This window comes from Streptomyces achromogenes subsp. achromogenes, assembly GCF_000720835.1.
Classification (GTDB): domain Bacteria; phylum Actinomycetota; class Actinomycetes; order Streptomycetales; family Streptomycetaceae; genus Streptomyces; species Streptomyces achromogenes.
Genome location: NZ_JODT01000015.1, coordinates 75,560 through 92,728, shown reverse-complemented (window position 1 = coordinate 92,728; position 17,169 = coordinate 75,560). Strand labels below are relative to the sequence as shown.

General features: G+C 73.6%; 15 protein-coding genes. 7 read left to right on the top strand and 8 right to left on the bottom strand.

What is annotated here, in order from left to right:
* The first annotated feature begins 25 nt into the window (after positions 1 to 25).
* The 3 genes from IH25_RS0116510 (at position 26) to IH25_RS0116500 (ending at position 2,260) form a co-directional block, all read left to right on the top strand.
* A complete protein-coding gene (locus IH25_RS0116510; protein WP_030609958.1) occupies positions 26 to 691 on the top strand; it encodes a TetR/AcrR family transcriptional regulator in 666 nt (221 codons plus the stop codon).
* Positions 688 to 1,023, top strand: a complete 336-nt coding sequence (locus IH25_RS0116505) for a hypothetical protein (protein WP_030609956.1) — start codon at positions 688 to 690, stop codon at positions 1,021 to 1,023. Before IH25_RS0116510 ends, IH25_RS0116505 begins: the two co-directional genes overlap by 4 nt.
* Before the next feature lie 112 nt (positions 1,024 to 1,135).
* Positions 1,136 to 2,260, top strand: a complete 1,125-nt coding sequence (locus IH25_RS0116500; protein WP_030609953.1) for a C40 family peptidase — start codon at positions 1,136 to 1,138, stop codon at positions 2,258 to 2,260.
* Here the strand turns inward: IH25_RS0116500 and IH25_RS0116495 are convergent.
* From IH25_RS0116495 to IH25_RS0116470, 6 genes are all read right to left on the bottom strand, one after another.
* Positions 2,257 to 2,760 carry a hypothetical protein gene (locus IH25_RS0116495; protein ID WP_030609950.1) on the bottom strand — a complete coding sequence of 168 codons (504 nt, stop codon included), beginning with the start codon at positions 2,758 to 2,760 and terminating at the stop codon, positions 2,257 to 2,259. The genes IH25_RS0116500 and IH25_RS0116495 overlap by 4 nt on opposite strands.
* Positions 2,761 to 2,845: 85 nt before the next feature.
* The gene (locus IH25_RS0116490) at positions 2,846 to 4,099 is read right to left on the bottom strand and encodes a styrene monooxygenase/indole monooxygenase family protein (protein WP_030609935.1); all 1,254 of its coding nucleotides are present in this window, start codon (positions 4,097 to 4,099) and stop codon (positions 2,846 to 2,848) included.
* A gap of 23 nt (positions 4,100 to 4,122) precedes the next feature.
* Complete coding sequence (locus IH25_RS0116485; protein ID WP_030609930.1) at positions 4,123 to 4,779, bottom strand: GTP-binding protein; 657 nt, start codon at positions 4,777 to 4,779, stop codon at positions 4,123 to 4,125.
* Positions 4,760 to 5,185: a DUF742 domain-containing protein gene (locus IH25_RS0116480; protein WP_030609927.1), complete on the bottom strand. Its 426-nt coding sequence runs from the start codon at positions 5,183 to 5,185 to the stop codon at positions 4,760 to 4,762. The genes IH25_RS0116485 and IH25_RS0116480 overlap by 20 nt, the downstream gene beginning before the upstream one ends.
* Positions 5,182 to 5,679, bottom strand: coding sequence for a roadblock/LC7 domain-containing protein (locus IH25_RS0116475; RefSeq protein ID WP_030609924.1), 498 nt, complete (start codon positions 5,677 to 5,679; stop codon positions 5,182 to 5,184). The genes IH25_RS0116480 and IH25_RS0116475 overlap by 4 nt, the downstream gene beginning before the upstream one ends.
* Complete coding sequence (locus IH25_RS0116470) at positions 5,676 to 8,477, bottom strand: nitrate- and nitrite sensing domain-containing protein (protein ID WP_030609921.1); 2,802 nt, start codon at positions 8,475 to 8,477, stop codon at positions 5,676 to 5,678. The genes IH25_RS0116475 and IH25_RS0116470 overlap by 4 nt, the downstream gene beginning before the upstream one ends.
* Before the next feature lie 372 nt (positions 8,478 to 8,849).
* On the opposite strand from IH25_RS0116470, the gene IH25_RS0116465 reads away from it, so the two are divergent.
* A complete protein-coding gene (locus IH25_RS0116465) occupies positions 8,850 to 9,638 on the top strand; it encodes a protein phosphatase 2C domain-containing protein (protein ID WP_030609918.1) in 789 nt (262 codons plus the stop codon).
* Between the two features lie 4 nt (positions 9,639 to 9,642).
* On the opposite strand, the gene IH25_RS0116460 is transcribed toward IH25_RS0116465, so the two are convergent.
* On the bottom strand, positions 9,643 to 10,134 hold the full coding sequence (locus tag IH25_RS0116460; protein ID WP_030609915.1) for a MarR family winged helix-turn-helix transcriptional regulator: 492 nt from the start codon (positions 10,132 to 10,134) through the stop codon (positions 9,643 to 9,645).
* 241 nt (positions 10,135 to 10,375) lie between these two features.
* Here IH25_RS0116460 and IH25_RS0116455 point away from each other — a divergent pair, with 241 nt between their 5' ends.
* Both IH25_RS0116455 and IH25_RS0116450 read left to right on the top strand, forming a co-directional pair.
* The gene (locus IH25_RS0116455; RefSeq protein ID WP_030609912.1) at positions 10,376 to 11,218 is read left to right on the top strand and encodes a lysozyme; all 843 of its coding nucleotides are present in this window, start codon (positions 10,376 to 10,378) and stop codon (positions 11,216 to 11,218) included.
* Positions 11,219 to 11,405: 187 nt separating this feature from the next.
* Complete coding sequence (locus tag IH25_RS0116450; RefSeq protein WP_030609909.1) at positions 11,406 to 13,760, top strand: ATP-binding SpoIIE family protein phosphatase; 2,355 nt, start codon at positions 11,406 to 11,408, stop codon at positions 13,758 to 13,760.
* A gap of 81 nt (positions 13,761 to 13,841) precedes the next feature.
* Here the strand turns inward: IH25_RS0116450 and lon are convergent, their stop codons facing one another.
* Entirely contained in the window at positions 13,842 to 16,271 is a 2,430-nt protein-coding gene (gene lon / locus IH25_RS0116445; RefSeq protein ID WP_030609907.1) for an endopeptidase La, read from the bottom strand.
* Between the two features lie 179 nt (positions 16,272 to 16,450).
* Here lon and IH25_RS0116440 point away from each other — a divergent pair, with 179 nt between their 5' ends.
* Complete coding sequence (locus IH25_RS0116440) at positions 16,451 to 17,128, top strand: spermine/spermidine synthase domain-containing protein (RefSeq protein WP_030609904.1); 678 nt, start codon at positions 16,451 to 16,453, stop codon at positions 17,126 to 17,128.
* Positions 17,129 to 17,169: the final 41 nt, after the last annotated feature.

Below are 17,169 nucleotides of genomic sequence, written 5' to 3'. Positions count from 1 at the left end.
CGCGACGGCGGTTAGGCTGACCGGCATGACCCAGTCGGCCACCCCCGCATACCGCCGCCTGAGCGTCGAGGAGCGAAAGACGCAGCTCCTCGACGCCGCGCTCTCGCTCTTCGCGCACCGCGCGCCCGAGGACGTGTCCCTCGATGACGTGGCGGAGGCGGCCGGAGTCTCGCGTCCCCTGGTGTACCGCTACTTTCCGGGCGGCAAGCAGCAGCTCTACGAGGCCGCGCTCGGGTCGGCCGCCGAGCAGCTGAACCAGTGTTTCGACGAGCCCAACGAGACGTCCGCGCTGTCCCGCCTGTCCCGCGTGCTGGACCGCTACCTGGAATTCGTGGACCAGCACGACACCGGTTTCAGCGCGTTGCTCCAGGGCGGCAGCGTGGTGGAGACCAAGCGCACCACCGCCATCGTGGACGGGGTGCGCCGGTCCGCCGCCGAGCACATCTACCAGCACATGGAGATCAGCGAGCCCGGCGCGCCGCTGCGCATGACCGTGCGGATGTGGATCGCGGCCGTGGAGGCGGCCTCCCTGATCTGGCTGGACAACGACAAGCAGCCGCCGCCCGCGGAGCTGCGGGACTGGCTGGTGGAGCAGTTCGTGGCCGTCCTGAAGGTCACCGCGGGGCGCGACCCGCAGACGGCCGCTCTCGTCGCCACGCTCGCCGAGGAGAACCCGGTGCCGGCCGCGTGAAGAGCCAGGACACCCCCTTCGAGGGCGGCCCCATGGACGGCAGGGTGCTGCCCGTCCTGCTCGGCCCCACCGGGCACCCCCCGAAGACGTACCGCATCCCCGTCCCGGACCCGGACGGCGGCCCGCCCACGGTGCTGGTCTACCGGCGCGAGCCGCGCGGGCACAGCCGGCGGCTCGGGCTGGTCCAGGGCTGGAAGTACCGGTACGACCCGGACGACACCACCGGCGGACGGCTCAGGTGGCCCTGGTCCAAGCCGACCGCACCGGCCGCCCCGGCCGCTCCCCCGCCCGACGCCCCGCGATCCGGCAAGCCGGGTGACACGAACGAGTGAAAGCGGTGGGCCGAACCGCGCAGCCTTCCCGCATATTGTGTGCCGACACGTCTGATTATCACCGTGCGACGGACGGCGGAGAGCCCGCCCTCCGCGCCCCGGAGGTGATGACGTGTCAGCAGTGCTCCGGCGTCTGGCCGGTACGGCCGCGGTCGCGGCCCAGGCCGTCCTCGCGCCCGTACCCGCCGCGGCCGTGCCGGATCCGCAGCCGCCCCTGTCCGCACCGGACACCCGGCCACCCCTGACCGCACCCGGCGAACAGCCTTCGGTGGCTGAGCTGCTGACGGATCTTCAGCGGCTGTACCGGCAGACCGAACAGGCCACCGAGACCTACAACGCCACCACGGAGAAGCTTCAGCGGCAGCGCGCCGAGGTGGCTCGGCTGGACGCCGAACTCGCCCGCTCCCGGCTGGCCCTGCGGTCCCGGCGGCTGGACGCCGGCCGGCTGGCCCGGCAGCAGTACCAGCACGGGGGCGGCCTCGGACCCTACGTCCGCCTCCTCCTCGCCCCCGATCCGCAGGCCGCGCTGGACGAGGGGCACGTCATCGGCGAGCTGGCGCGCGAACGGGCCCGTACGGTGGCCCGGCTGACCGTCGCGGAACGGCGCCAGGACGCCCTGGCCCGCGCGGCCCGCAAGGCCCTGGACACCCAGCTCGGCCTGGCCGCCCGGCAGAAGCGGCAGCGCGACGACGTCCGGACGAAACTGGCCGGCGTGGAGCGCGTGCTGGCCACCCTCACCCCGGACCAGCTCGCGGCCGTGGCCCGGCTGGAGGAACAGGGCGTCGCGAAGGCCCAGCGCGAACTCACCACCGCGGGTGCCCTGCCCGCCGACCGCCCGGCCGCACCGCCCGCCGCCGGCCCCGCCGCACCGGCCGCCGACCGCGCGGTCCGCTACGCCCTGGACCAGGTCGGCAAGCCCTACGCGTGGGGCGCGGCGGGCCCGGACGCCTACGACTGCTCGGGGCTGACCTCGCGGGCCTGGGCCCAGGCGGGCGTCCCGGTCCCGCGCACCAGCCAGGAGCAGTGGGACCGGCTCAGGAAGGTGCCGCTGCGCGGGCTGCGCCCCGGGGACCTGGTGGTGTACTTCCCCGAGGCGACGCACGTGGCGATGTACGTGGGGGACGGAAAGGTCGTCCAGGCACCGCGACCGGGCGGGCGGGTCACGGTCTCACCGATCGCCGCCCACCCGATCCTGGGTGCCGTACGTCCCGCTCCTGGACGACCCGGCCAGACCTAGCAGAACCGCTTGGTCGCCGCGTCCACGCCGGCGTTGAACCCCCGCTCGAAGTTCTCGTCCACGCGCGCGAACCCCCGCTGCGGCTCCCTCCTGTCGCAGTTCTCCCGCACGGCCGCGAATCCCTGCCGGAAGCCCTCGTTGAACTGCTCCTTGGCGTTCTTCTGCTCCCCCTCCGCGGCCGTGCCGCACCCGACCACGGGGCCGCCGATCTGCTGGGCGCTGACGGTGCCGCTCGCGTCGGTCACCGTCAGGGAGAAGCGACCGGTGGCGTCCGCCCTCACGCTGCCCTCGGACCCGTTGGCGGATTCCACGGCCACGGACCTGTTCGGCCTGAAGTCCCTGCCGCTGACCAGCAGGTTGTTGGGGTTGTCGGTGCCGGTGACGCTACAGGTAGGCGATGCCGCCGTCGCTGTGGGGGCGGAGAAGGTCACCGCCCCCAACGCGAGCGACGACACGGCCAGGGGCGCCAGAACCGCGAGGCGTACACGTCGACCGTTCATGGAAACTCCTCCATGGCTTGTCCCCCCTGCACACCTGAACCAGCGTCCCCCCGCCGTCATCAGGTGTCAAAAGGGGGCAAAACCATCAGGCTCCGGTGAACGATCCCAGGTAGGCGGCCGCCTTGTCCGGGTCGAAGAAGAAGTCCTCGAAGTCGGCCGGGTCGTTGAAACCGTTGGCGAAACGGTCCGCCACGGGCTGGAGCGACCCGGCCGCGCCGATGAGGTTCAGCACGTGCTCCGGCGGCGGCGCCAGCATGGCGTTGGTCCACTTGGTGACGTGCTGCGCGGTGGCCCAGTAGCGGTCGAAGGTGGCGCGCATCCACTCCTCGTCGAAGGGCTTGTCGCCGCGCTCCAGGATCGAGGCCAGGTACGCCGCCGCGCACTTGGACGCCGAGTTGGAGCCCTGCCCGGTGATCGGGTCGTTGGCCACGACCACGTCGGCCACGCCCAGGACGAGGCCGCCCGAGGGCAGCCGGCCGACGGGGTTGCGCACGGTCGGGGCGTAGCGCCCGGCCAGCGTGCCGCCCGCGTCGGTCAGTTCGACCTTGGTGGCCCGCGCGTACTCCCAGGGCGTGAACCGCTCCATGAGTTCCAGGGTCAGGGAGAGGTGCTCCGCCGGGTCCTTGACGCCGCGGAAGACGTCGAGCGGGCCGCCGGGTATGCCCTCCCAGAACAGGATGTCGGCGCGGCCGGAGACGGTCAGCGTCGGCATGACGAACAGCTCGCCGACCCCGGGGACCAGGTTGCAGCGGACCGCGTCGAACTCCGGGTGCTCCGGGCGCGGACCGAGCCCGTGCACGTACGCCACCGCCAGCGCCCGCTGCGGCTCGGCGTACGGGGAGCGCTCGGGGTCGCGGGCGAACATCGACACCAGCTCGCCCTTGCCGGCCGCGACCAGCACGAGGTCGTAGGTGCGGGAGAAGTAGTCCAGGTCGCCGACGGCCGCGCCGTGGATGACCAGCTGGCCGCCGCGCTGCGCGAACGTCTCCATCCAGCCGGCCATCTTGACCCGCTGGTCGACCGACTGCGCGTACCCGTCCAGCTTGCCCACCCAGTCGACGGCCCGCTGGGTGGGGCCCGGGTCGTGCGAGCCGGGCGCGGCGACCGAGACGCCGAGTCCCTCGATCTTCGGGGCCTGGGACTCCCAGAAGTTCAGCTTCAGGTCGCGCTCGTGCTGGAGTGCGGTGTGGAACATGCACTGCGTCGACATGACCCGGCCGGAGCGGATCTCGTCCGCGGTCCGGTTCGACATCAGGGTGACCTCGTAGCCGTGCGACTGCAGGCCGAGGGCGAGCTGGAGGCCGGACTGGCCGGCTCCGACGACGAGTATCTTCCGCATGCGGGTGAGGACTCCTATCAGGACTACTCGGGGGTTTCGTCCAGCGCGTGGCCGACGAGGGCCAGGAGGGTCTCGATCACCGAGAACCGCCGCCGCGCGTCCATGATCATGACAGGGATGTGCGCGGGTATGGTCAGCGCCTCCCGCACGTCCTCCGGCTCGAACCGCTCGCTGCCGTCGAAGTGGTTGACGGCGACGACGTAGGGCAGCCGGCAGCTCTCGAAGTAGTCCAGCGCGGGGAAGCAGTCCTTCAGGCGGCGGGTGTCGGCCATGACGACGGCGCCGATCGCGCCGCGCACCAGGTCGTCCCACATGAACCAGAACCGCTGCTGGCCCGGCGTGCCGAACAGGTAGAGCACCAGGTCGTCGTCGAGCGTGATGCGGCCGAAGTCCATGGCCACGGTGGTGGTGAGCTTGCCCGGGGTGGCGGACAGGTCGTCGGTGTCCTCGCTGGCCTCGGTCATCAGCGCCTCGGTCTGCAAGGGCGTGATCTCCGAGACGGAGGTGACCAAGGTGGTCTTGCCGACGCCGAAGCCGCCCGCCACCACGATCTTCGTCGCGATGGGGGCCCGCGTCCGGTCGGTCTGCCAGGACCTCAGGTCCTCGTCCGGCTCGCCGTAGGAGGCGACGGGGCCGGCGCCCCCGAAGGCGGCGGTGGCGTCAGAGACGGCGGAGTCCACTCAGCACCCTTTCCAGCAGCGCGCGGTTCGGCCGGCCGGTGCCGTGACCGGTACCGGTGCCGTACACACGGATCTTTCCCTGGTCCGCGAGGTCGCTCAGGAGGACGCGGACCACGCCGAGCGGCATCTTCAGCAGCGCGGCGATCTCGGCCACCGTGCGCATACGGCGGCACAACTCGACGATGGCCAGCATCTCCGGCATGCCCCGGCCTGCCTGCGAGCCGTTCGTCAGTTCCTTGCGCTCCTCGGGGGCCTCCAGCGCGGCCACGAACGTCTCCACGAGGAGGACGTGGCCGAAGCGGGTACGGCCGCCGGTGAGCGAGTAGGGGCGGACGCGGGCGGGTTTGCGGTCGCCGCCGCGTACCGGGAGCCGCTGCTTGCCGGGCTTGTTCACGGATCCGCTCACCGGGTGCTCCCCGCCGACTCGGCCTCCATGGACTTGCGCAGCTCGCTGCGGAGTTCGGGCGTCAGGACGTGCCCGGCGCGGCCCACGAACAGCGCCATGTGGTACGCCACCACGCTCATGTCGCACTCGGCGGAGCCGTGCACGCCGAGCAGCGAGCCGTCGCTGATCGACATCACGAACAGGCTGCCCTCGTCCATCGCGACCATGGTGTGCTTGACCCCGCCGTACTCCAGCAGCCGGGCGGCGCCCACGGTGAGGCTGCCGATGCCGGAGACGATGGTGGCGAGGTCGGCGGAGGACCCGCGCGGGCCCTTCGTCGGGCGGGCCGCACGGGACTGCTCCGTGTGGGCCGGGTCGGACGACAGCAGCAGCAGTCCGTCCGAGGAGACCACGGCGACGGACTGGATGCCGGGTACTTCCTCGACCAGGTTGGTCAGCAGCCAGTGCAGGTTACGGGCTTCGCTGCTCAGTCCGTAGGTAGTGGGCGCGGTCAACTGCTTGCCTCCTCGGCTGTGCCCCCCGTGGCTTCTTCGGCGTGTGCGTAGCCGGCCGGCCGTCGGTGGCCGGCCGTCTTCTCGGCGATCTCCGTCTCCACGTCGCGGTAGCCGGCCTCGGCGCCGCTGCGGAAGCCGCCGAGCCTGCGGCGCAGGGCTTCGGCGTCGATGCGGGTGTTGCGTGGGCGGGGCGGGGCGGCGGGGGCGGTGATCTTGGGTGTGCGCTTGGGGAGACCCTTGCTGGTGAGCCGCTCCGTCTCGTCTGACGGCGTCTCGTCGGCCTGCGTCTCGTCTGCCTGCGGCGCGTCGGCCGGTGGCTTCGCCCCGGCTTCACCGTCGGCTTCCGGATTCTCACCCGCACCACCCGTGCGGGTTTCGTCGTCGGGTGCGGGTGTCCCCTGTGGGGCGTGCTCGCCGTCGGCGGCCGCCGGGTCCTCCGTCGGCTCCTCCTGCGGTGTCGGCAGGAGGAGTTCCATCGTCGTCTCGGCGGGGGTCTCCGTCGGCTTGGGGCGGGTCTCCGTGGGATCGGTGGGCGGGGTGGCCTGCTCGTGGGTGTCGCGTACCGCCCGTTCGGCCAGGGCCACCAGCGGGTCCTTGGTGCGGGCCCGCAACTCGTTGGAGTTGGCCTCCGCGTCGGCGCCCGGCAGGGTGTACGTGCCCGTGGTGCTTCCGGACGCGGCCGCCGGCGGGAGGGCCGTCGGCGGGGCCTCGGCGAGGAGCTGCGCCGGCAGGACCACGACCGCCGCGGTGCCGCCCTGCTTCTGCTCGCGCAGCTGGACCCGCACGCCGTGCCGGTGGGCGAGGCGCGCGACGACGTAGAGGCCGAGACCGAGGCCGTCGGCGTCGTTCTGGTCGTGCAGGGACTGCGGGTCGAAGTCGGCGAGGCGGGCGTTGAGGCGGGGCAGGCGCTCCTTGGCCACGCCGATGCCCTCGTCCTGGACGGAGAGCATGACCTCGCCCGACTCCAGCAGCCAGCCGGAGACCTCCACCGGCAGCTCCGGCGGGGAGAACGACGTGGCGTTCTCCATCAGCTCGGCCAGCAGGTGGGAGAGGTCGTCGGCGGCGAACCCGGCCACGTGCGCGTGCGGCGGCAGGGAGGCGATGCGGACGCGTTCGTAGCGCTCGATCTCGCTGACCGCCGCGCGGACCACGTCGACCAGCGGCACCGGGCCGGGGTGCTGCTGGACGTGCTCGGTGCCCGCGAGGACCAGCAGGTTCTCGCTGTGCCGGCGCATGACCGTGGCGAAGTGGTCCAGCTTGAAGAGGGTCGCGAGGCGGTCGGGGTCCTGCTCGCGGTCCTCCAGGCCCTCGATGACCGCCAGCTGGCGTTCGACCAGGGCCAGGGTGCGCAGCGCCAGGTTGACGAAGGTGGAGCCGATGCTGGTGCGCAGCCGCTCCAGCTGGGCGGCGGAGTCGGCGAGTTCGGCGCGCAGTTCCTCGCGGGCGTCGGCCATCTTCTGGCGCTGGCCCACCAGGTGCTTGCGGTCGGTCTCCAGGGTGGCCACCCGCTCGTGCAGGGCGACGGCGTGCGCGTGCAGGGCGTTGACCGAGCGGACCACCTGGGCGAACTCGTCGTTGCGGCCGGTGAAGGCGATCGGGTCCTGGGCCGCCGGGTCCTCGGCCCCGGCCAGCCGGGCCGAGCCGCGGCGCAGCACCGACAGCGGGCGGGTCAGGCTGCGCGCCATGGCGGTGGCGACGCCGACCGCGACCAGCAGCAGTACGCCGAGGACGGCGACGCGGATCTCCAGGGCGGTGACGTCGTCGTCCCGGAGTTTCTCCAGGTCCTTGGTGCGGTGGTCGTAGAGCGCGGACTCGGCGCCGCGCATCAGGTCGACGCGGGCGGACAGGGCCGCGTCCAGCTTCTTGGTGCTGGTGGTCAGCTCGCTGTCGGCCAGGGTCGGCTGGTCGGTGAGCGCGGTGAGGAACTTCTCGGCCGAGTTGACCTCGGGGCCGGTGACCGTGGAGTCGTAGGAGTCGACGGCCGCCTCGGGGGCGGTGGCGCGGAAGTCGGCGAGGGCCGCGTCGGCGCGCAGCCGGGCCTGCTGGGCGGCGGCGGTGAGCGCGTCGCGCTGCCGGCGGTCGGTGTCGTCACCGCCGGCGGAGGTGGCGGGCAGGCCGGTGACGGGGTCGATGACCGTCCGGGTGGGGGCGGGGGTGTTCAGCGCGGCCAGCAGCAGGCCGCGGGCGGCGGCGGACTGCTGGACGGCGGAGTCCAGTTCGGCGAGGGCGTGGGTGCCGGAGCCGGCCCGCGGGGGCAGCTGCTCGGCCAGTTGCTCGGCGAGCCGGTGCAGTTCGGTGATCGCCGCCGAGTAGGCCTGGTGGGTCCGCAGGGCGTCGGTCTTGCCGGTGAGGGCGGCCCGGCGGAGCTTGTCGACGCCGTCGAGGGCGGTGCGCAGGCGGGCCGGGGTGTCGGTGTCCGCGCGCAGCTCCGCGACCTGCCGGTCCACGCGGGCGCTGCGGTCCTCGGAGGGCGCCTTTGAGCGGGGGCGGCCGGCCGCGACGTAGGAGGTGACCTGGTCGCGTTCGTCGGCCAGGGAGTGGGCGAGGGTGAGCGCGTCCTGGGTGCGGGCGGCGAGCGTCACCAGCTCCTGGGAGTCACCGACGTCCTGGGAGGCGGCGAGCAGCGCGGGCACGCCGGCCCCGGCCACGGCGGCGGCCACCACCGCGACGGCGACGATCAGCCGGGTGCGCACATGGGTGGGACGGCCGGTGCCCACGGGGGTCTGCGGGACGGTCCCCGCGGGGGCCGGCTGACTGCCTGTGCGCCGAGGCCGCTTTTTCTGCACCGGTGCTCGCATTCTCGAACTCGTCTACCCAGGGGCCCGGGTGGTACCCCGTCACTTCGGGGCCAAGTGGTGCGTACACCCGGTTCGTACGGTTCCCGACCCTCCCAGCGCCGGTGGGCAGTGGTCGCGCATCACCTGACCCGCCACCCGAAGGAGTGAACATCGGAGGGGAGTTGGCGGGCAAGTTCCTCCGGCGTGTGCCCGGCCCGGACGCGGCGGGCCGGTTGGACGCGCGCGGCAGGCTTTGGCAATATTCGCCACCACGTCTTCCCGGAGCGCCTCATTCCTGCCCAAACCAGGCGCCTGACCTGCGAGGTCGCGGGAATTGCCGGGCGCTCGCCGACCCATGGCGCGCCATGTGAAGGGCTCGTGCAGACTGACCGCGTGCGTACTGATCTCGTTTCGGAACCCGGTGACGCGACCCGCCCCAACGAGGACTTCGCCGGTGTCGGACTACCCGCCTGCGGACAGGGAGGTTGCGTGATCGTCCTGGACGGGGTGACACCGCCGGACGGCGGGACGGGCTGTCTGCACTCCGTGCCCTGGTACACCGCGCGGCTGGGCGGCGCGCTGACCGAACTGACCGTTTCCGGCCGAGATCTGACGCTGCCGGAGATTCTCGAGCGGGCGATCCGGCGCACCGCGGAGGCACACGCGGACACCTGTGACCTTTCTCACCCGCGAACGCCTCAGGCAACCGTCGCCCTGGCCCGCTGGTCCGCCGCCGAGGTCGAGTACCTGGTGCTGTCGGACGCGGCGCTGCTGCTGCGGGGGCCCGACGGGGTGGTGGCCCCGGTGCTGGACGACCGGCTCGCCCGGCTCCCCCGGTCCGCGCTGGCCTCGGACGCCCTGATCGACGCCCACCTGCGCAACAAGGAGGGCGGGTTCTTCACGGCCGCCGCCGACCCCGCCGTGGCGGCCCGCGCGGTCACCGGTGTGCTGCCCCGGCGCGAGGTGCGGGAGCTGGCCGCGCTGACGGACGGCGCGACCCGGTGGACGGAGATGTTCGGCGAGGGGGACTGGACGGCCCTGTTCGACGTGGTCGCCAAGGAGGGCGCCCGGTCGCTGGTCGAGCGGGTGCGGGAGCTGGAGGCGGCGGACCGGGAGCGGCGGGCCTTCCTGGGGCGGGGCAAGACGCACGACGACGCGACGGTGGTGTACGCGCGGCTGTGAGCCGCTATTTCGCCATGACGTCGTTCAGCTCGTGCAGCAGCCGGGCCAGTTCCGCGACCTCGCGGCGGTCCCAGTGGGACAGCTCGCGGACGTAGCGGGCGCGGCGGGCCTCGCGGACGGTGCCGACGCGGCGGCTGCCCTCCTCGGTGAGGGTGACCAGCCAGGCGCGGCCGTCGGCCGGGTCGGGTTCGCGGGCGATCAGGCCCAGTTCCTCCAGGGCGCGCAGTTGCCGGGACATGGTGGCCTTGCCGACCCCGATGTAGCCGGCGAGTTCGGTGGCCCGCTGGCCACCCTGCTCATCGAGCCGGATGAGCAGGCCGTAGGCGGAGGACTCCAGGTCGGGGTGGACCTCCCGGGCCATTTCGGCCTGGTTGGCCCGGGCGCGCCGCAGCAGCACGGTCAACTCGCGTTCCAGCGACAGGAATTCCTGGTCTGCACCACTGGGCGTCACCTGGCAGGCGGCGCCTGGCCCACCGCTGTTTCTGTCCTCGTGCACGTCAGCACCCCTGATCGGTTTCGCTGTCCTGAAAGTTTCTGTCACACGTCGTCATTGCCGCAGCTCGGTCAGTATTTCGCAGGCGTAGACCAACGGCGTCGTCCGGACCCCCTTCCACGCCGTCATCTACGTGCGTAGCTTCTTTACCACGCCCTTAATGGCATGCCCACGCCCAGTGGGCCCGGCGGTCACCCCCCACGCTCCCCACATCGCTCCCCCACTCCCCATCCGGAGGCACGCCATGACCGTGCTCAGACCCGGTCCCAGCCGTCGTACCCGCCCGCTGCGCCCGCGCCCCCTCGCCGTCCTGGTCACGGCCCTGCTCGCGGCGCTCTCCCTCACCCTCCCCCTCACCTCCGCCCGGGCCGCGGACGCCCCCGCCCGCGGCTCCGCCCACATGGGCATGGGCGTCCTCGCCCACGACGGGCGCAGCGGCACCCCCAGCACCGGCGACGTCACCCAGACCGAGGGCGTGGACGTCTCGGCGTACCAGGGCAATGTCGCCTGGTCCACGCTGTGGAACAGCGGTGTGCGCTGGGCGTACACGAAGGCGACGGAAGGCACGTACTACACCAACCCGTACTTCGCCCAGCAGTACAACGGCTCCTACAACGTGGGCATGATCCGCGGCGCCTACCACTTCGCCACCCCGGACACCACCAGCGGTGCCACCCAGGCCAACTACTTCGTCGACCACGGCGGCGGCTGGTCGCGGGACGGCAAGACCCTGCCCGGCGTCCTCGACATCGAGTGGAACCCGTACGGCGCCGCCTGCTACGGCAAGACCGCGAGCCAGATGGTGAGCTGGATCGCCGACTTCATCAACACCTACAAGGCGCGCACCGGGCGGTACGCCGTGATCTACACCGCCACCAGCTGGTGGACCCAGTGCACCGGCGACTACGGCGGCTTCGCGGTGAACGACCCGCTGTGGATCGCCCGCTACGCCTCGGACCCGGGGACGCTGCCGGCCGGGTGGTCGTTCTACACGATGTGGCAGTACACCTCCTCCGGTCCGACGGTCGGGGACCACGACAAGTTCAACGGCGCCCTGGACCGGGTACAGGCCCTGGCCAACGGCTGAGGCGACGGCCGGCCGCGAGCGCCGGACCGCTCCGGCGCGCGTGCCCCGGGCGCGGGCCGTTCCCCCCGGCCCGCGCCCCGCGTTCCGCCCGGCGTCGCTCCCCGGTCCGCGCCTGCGTTGGTGCTCCGCGCCGCCCGGGATCATGCTGGTCAGGAGAGCCTGCCGAGCAAGGGCGAGATGAGCGGCGATGGAGCGACCAGCGACGTACACGGCCACGGCCACCATCGATGAGCGGGGCATCCTGACCGGCTGGAGCGACGGCGCGCGGCGGCTGCTCGGCTACGACTCCCCGGCGGTGGTCGGCCGGCCCGCCGCCGCCCTGCTCGCCACCGATCCCGCCGGCGCCCGCCGGACCCTGGCCGGCCGCGGCCGCTGGCACGGCACCCTCCCGCTGCGCCACCAGGACGGCCGGCGCCTGGAGCTGGACGTCCTCGCCCACCGCCGCACCTCCCCCGCCGGGCGCACCGACTGGCTCGTGGTGAGCGCGGTGACGGCCCGGCCGCAGCCGCCCCGGGGCGACCCCCTGGAGGAGTGGACCTTCCTCCAGTCGCCCTTTCCGCTGGCCGTCTTCGACCCGGACCTGCGCCTGCTGCGGGCCAACCGCCGGCTGGAGCACGCCCTCGCCCTGCCCGAGGCCGCCATGCGCGGGCTGCGCCTGATCCACATCGTGCCCGGCGCCGCGAGCGAGGAGGCCGAGCGGTCCATGCGGGCGGCGCTGGAGTCCGGCCGGCCGCAGGAGGCGCACGGCCGGCTCGGCCCGGACTTCGGCCGGACCGCCGTCCTCACCCCGCTGAAGGATGCCGACGGCCGGGTACGGGCCGTCTGCCTGTCCGTGTCACGGCCGGCCCCGGACGCCGGCGGGCCGCGCCCGGCGGACGGGACCGGGCCGCACGCCACGACGGCGGCGGACCAGATCCTCGCCGCCCAGGAACTCGGCAAGGTCACGGTCCCCCGGCTGGCCGACGTGATGGCGGTCGACCTGCTGGACCGTCCGCGCTCCGGCGACGGGGCCGGCGGCCCGCAGCCGGGGCAGGTCGTGCTGCGCCGGGCCGCCCTGCGCGCGGTCCCGGACGGCGAGGGGGCCGGCCGCGGCACCTGCGTGGGCGAGGCGGTGGTCTGCCCGGCCGGCTCGCCGCCCGCCCGCTGCCTGGCGACGGCCCGCCCGCTGCTGTACGACACGGCGGAACCGGGCATCGCCGAGTGGGCGGCGCTGGACCCGTGCGCCGGATGGCTGCGCGCGTCCGGCACCCGGTCCCTGCTGGCGGTGCCGCTGGTCGCCGGGGGCGGCACGCTCGGCGTGGCCCTGTTCGGCCGGACCCGGCAGCGGGAGCGGTTCGGGCCGGAGGACGTGCGGCTCGCCGAGGAGCTCACCGCCAAGGCCGCCGCCTGCATCGAACAGGCCCGCGCCGAGGCCCCGGCCCCCGGCACCGCGCCGCTGCGGCACGGCCTGCTCCCGCACCCGCTGCCCGAGCAGGCCGCCCTGGAGATCACCACCCGCTGTCTGCCGGCCGCGGGCGGGTCCGCGCCGGGCGGCGACTGGTTCGACGTCATCCCGCTGTCGGGGGCGCGGGTGGCGCTCGTCGCGGGCGACGTGGCGGGCCGCGGCATCCGCGCCTCGGCGACCGTGGGCCGGCTGCGCACGGCGGTGCGCACCCTGGCCGACGTCGACCTGCCCGCCGACGAGCTGCTCGCCCACCTGGACGACCTGGTGCTGCGGCTGGCCGCCGACGAGAGCAGCGCGGACCCGGCCAGCGAGACCGCCGGCGGCATCGGCACCACCTGCCTGTACGCCGTCTACGACCCCGTCTCGCGCCGGTGCGTGGCGGCCCGGGCCGGGCATCCGCCGCCGGCCGTGGTGACCCCGGACGGCGCCGTCCGTCTCCTCGACGTGCCCGCCGGACCGCCGCTCGGACTGGGTGGGCCGCCCTTCGAGACGGTCGAGACGGAACTGCCCGAGGGCAGCCTCGTGGCGCTGTGCGCGAACGGCCCGGCCGAGCCCCCCGACCAGGTCATCGGCCGGGCCCTGGACGAGGTGTCCGGCGCGCCGGACGGCCCGGCGCCGTCGCTGGACTCGGTGTGCGACCGGGTCCTCACCGAGCTGGCCGGCCCCCGCCCGGACAGCCGGCTCTCCCTGCTGCTGGCCCGCACCCGGGCCCTGCGCGGGGACCGGGTGGCCTGCTGGGAGCTGGACCACGAGCCGACCGTCGTCTCCCGGGCCCGCCGGTACGTGGAGGAGCAGCTGTCCGCCTGGGAGCTGGAGGAGGCCGCGTTCACCACCGAGCTGATCGTCAGCGAACTGGTCACCAACGCCATCCGCTACGGCCGCCCGCCCGTCCGGCTCCGGCTGCTGCGCCCGGGCTCCCGCCTGATCTGCGAGGTGTACGACGCCAGCGGCAGCACCCCGCACATGCGCCGGGCCCGGATTTACGACGAGGGCGGCCGGGGCCTGCTGCTGGTCGCGCAGCTCGCCGAGCGCTGGGGCACCCGGCACGAACGGACCGGCAAGACGGTGTGGGCGGAGCAGACCCCGGCCGCGCTCTGAGGGAAAGCGCCGGCCCCGGGGCACGGCGAAGGCCCGGGCCTCCCTCACGGGACCCGGGCCTCGCCTTTCCCATGGCGTCCGTCACGCCGCCACGGGAACCGCCGGCTCCGCGCCGGTCGCGGCCGGCGCGAGCGCCAGTTCCAGGACCTGGCGGACATCGGTGACGGTGTGGACGTCGAGCTTGTCCAGCACCTCGGCCGGCACGTCGTCCAGGTCGGGCTCGTTGCGCTTGGGGATGATCACGGTGGTCACCCCGGCGCGGTGGGCGGCGAGCAGCTTCTGCTTCACGCCGCCGATGGGCAGGACCCGGCCGGTCAGCGAGACCTCGCCGGTCATCGCCACGTCCGTGCGGACCAGCCGGCCGGACAGCAGCGAGGCGAGGGCCGTGGTCATCGTGATGCCCGCGCTGGGGCCGTCCTTGGGCACCGCGCCCGCCGGGAAGTGGATGTGCACGCCCCGGTCCTTCAGGTCGGCCACCGGCAGCTCCAGCTCGGCGCCGTGGCTGCGCAGGAAGCTCAGCGCGATCTGCGCCGACTCCTTCATCACGTCACCCAGCTGGCCGGTGAGGGTCAGGCCCGCCGCGCCCGTCTCCGGGTCGGCCAGGGACGCCTCCACGTAGAGCACGTCGCCGCCGGCGCCGGTGACCGCGAGACCGGTCGCCACCCCGGGCACCGCCGTACGGCGCTCGGCCGGGTCCTGGGCGGACTCGGGCACGTGGTGCGGCCGGCCGATCAGGTCCCGCAGATCGCCGTCGGTGACGGTGAACGGCAGCTCCCGCTCGCCCAGTTCGTGCTGGGCGGCCACCTTGCGGAGCAGCCGTGCGATCGAGCGCTCCAGGGTGCGCACGCCCGCCTCGCGCGTGTACTCGCCGGCCAGCTTGCGCAGGGCGCTCTCCTCCAGGGTGACCTCGTCCCGGTCCAGGCCGGCCCGCTCCAGCTGGCGCGGGAGCAGGTGGTCGCGGGCGATGACGACCTTCTCGTCCTCGGTGTAGCCGTCCAGGCGGACGATCTCCATGCGGTCGGCGAGGGCCTCCGGGATGGCCTCCAGGACATTGGCGGTGGCGAGGAAGACCACGTCGGAGAGGTCCAGCTCGACCTCCAGGTAGTGGTCGCGGAAGGTGTGGTTCTGCGCCGGGTCGAGGACTTCGAGCAGGGCGGCGGCCGGGTCGCCCCGGAAGTCGGAGCCCACCTTGTCGATCTCGTCCAGCAGGATCACCGGGTTCATCGACCCGGCCTCCTTGACCGCGCGCACGATCCGGCCGGGCAGCGCGCCGACGTACGTACGGCGGTGGCCGCGGATCTCGGCCTCGTCGCGGACGCCGCCGAGGGCGACCCGGACGAACTTGCGGCCCATGGCGTGCGCGACGGACTCGCCGAGGCTGGTCTTGCCGACGCCGGGCGGGCCCACCAGGGCCAGCACCGCGCCGCCGCGCCGCCCGCCGACGACGCCCAGGCCCCGGTCGGCGCGCCGCTTGCGCACGGCCAGGTACTCGGTGATGCGTTCCTTGACGTCCTCCAGGCCCGCGTGCTCGGCGTCGAGCACGGCCCGGGCGCCCTTGATGTCGTACGCGGAAGCGCTGTCATCGGTCCGCTCGTTCCACGGCATCTCCAGGACGGTGTCCAGCCAGGTGCGGATCCAGGAGCCCTCGGGCGACTGGTCGGAGGCGCGCTCCAGCTTGTCGACCTCCTTCAGGGCGGCCTCGCGGACCTTCTCCGGCAGGTCGGCGGCCTCCACGCGGGCGCGGTAGTCGTCGGACTCCTCCCCCTCCTGCTCGCCGTTCAGCTCGCGCAGCTCCTTGCGCACGGCCTCCAGCTGACGGCGCAGCAGGAACTCGCGCTGCTGCTTGTCGACGCCCTCCTGGACGTCCTTGGCGATGGTCTCGGCCACCTCCTGCTCGGCGAGGTGGTCGCGCAGCTGCTGGGTGGCGAGGCGGAGGCGGGCCACCGGGTCGGCGGTCTCCAGCAGTTCGACCTTCTGCTCGGTGGACAGGAAGGGCGAGTAGCCGGAGTTGTCGGCCAGCGCGGAGACGTCGTCGATGGCCTGGACGCGGTCCACGACCTGCCAGGCGCCGCGCTTGCGCAGCCAGCTGGTGGCGAGCGCCTTGTACTCCTTGACCAGTTCGGCGACCTGACCCGGCAGCGGGTCCGGCACGCTCTCCTCCACGGCGGCGCCCTCGACCCAGAGCGCGGCGCCCGGTCCGGTGGTGCCGGCGCCGATGCGGACCCGGCTCCGGCCGCGGATCAGGGCCCCGGGGTCACCGTCGGCCAGCCGGCCCACCTGCTCCACCGTGCCGAGGACGCCGGTCCTGGCGTACGTGCCGTCGACGCGCGGCACCAGCAGCACCTTGGGCTTGCCGGGTTCGGAACGGGCGGCGGCCTGCGCGGCCTCCACCGCGGCCCGCACCTCGGCGTCGCTCAGGTCCAGCGGAACCACCATGCCGGGCAGTACCACCTCGTCGTCGAGCGGCAGCACGGGCAGGGTCAGCGTGAACGCCGGTGACTCAGCAGCCATGATCTCCCCTTAGGCAGTCAACTTGAGCTATGCCGACTCAATGTTCCGGCGGAGCCGATTGTTCCCGGGGATTTGTTCGCTCTGAGCGATCAGCCGCTCCGGCCGGCGGAGCCACTCGTCCGTGGGCGTCCTGCCCCATTCCCGTGACCGCCCGGCCCCGTTCGAGCAGGATGGGGGACATGACTGCCGTGTACGACACTCCCGTGGTCCTGGATCGACGCGAAGGCCCGTACGGCGAGGTGGTGCTGCGCAGGCACGGTGCGCTCCTGCAGATCATCGCCAACGGCTGCTTCCTGATGGACACCTCCGACGGCCGCTCGGAGCGGCTGCTGGTCGACGCCGCCCGTGCCGCGCTGGACGGGCGCGCGGCCCCCGCGGTGCTGATCGGCGGGCTGGGCGTGGGCTTCTCGCTCGCCCACGCCGCCGCCGATCCGGGGTGGGGCCGGATCACCGTGGTGGAGCGCGAGCCCGCCGTCATCGACTGGCACCGGGACGGCCCGCTCGCCGAGATCTCCGCCGGCGCCCTCGCCGACCCCCGCACCACGATCGTCCGAGCCGATCTCGTCGCGTACGTCAATGAGACATCCGACACGTTCGACGCGCTCTGCCTCGACATCGACAACGGGCCCGGCTGGACCGTCACCGAGGACAACGACAGCCTCTATTCACCGGCCGGACTGGCGGCCTGCGCAAGGGTGTTGAGGCCCGGCGGAGTACTCGCGGTGTGGTCCGCCGAACCCTCTCCGGAATTTGAAGGAACCTTGCGGAATGCCGGGTTCCAGCAGGTGCGTACCGAAGAGGTGCCCGTTGCCCGGGGCGTTCCCGACGCCGTCCACCTCGCCGTCCGACCTGGATAGCGACAGCGCGGTGAGTCCCCGTAATGTGCTGCCCTGACGCG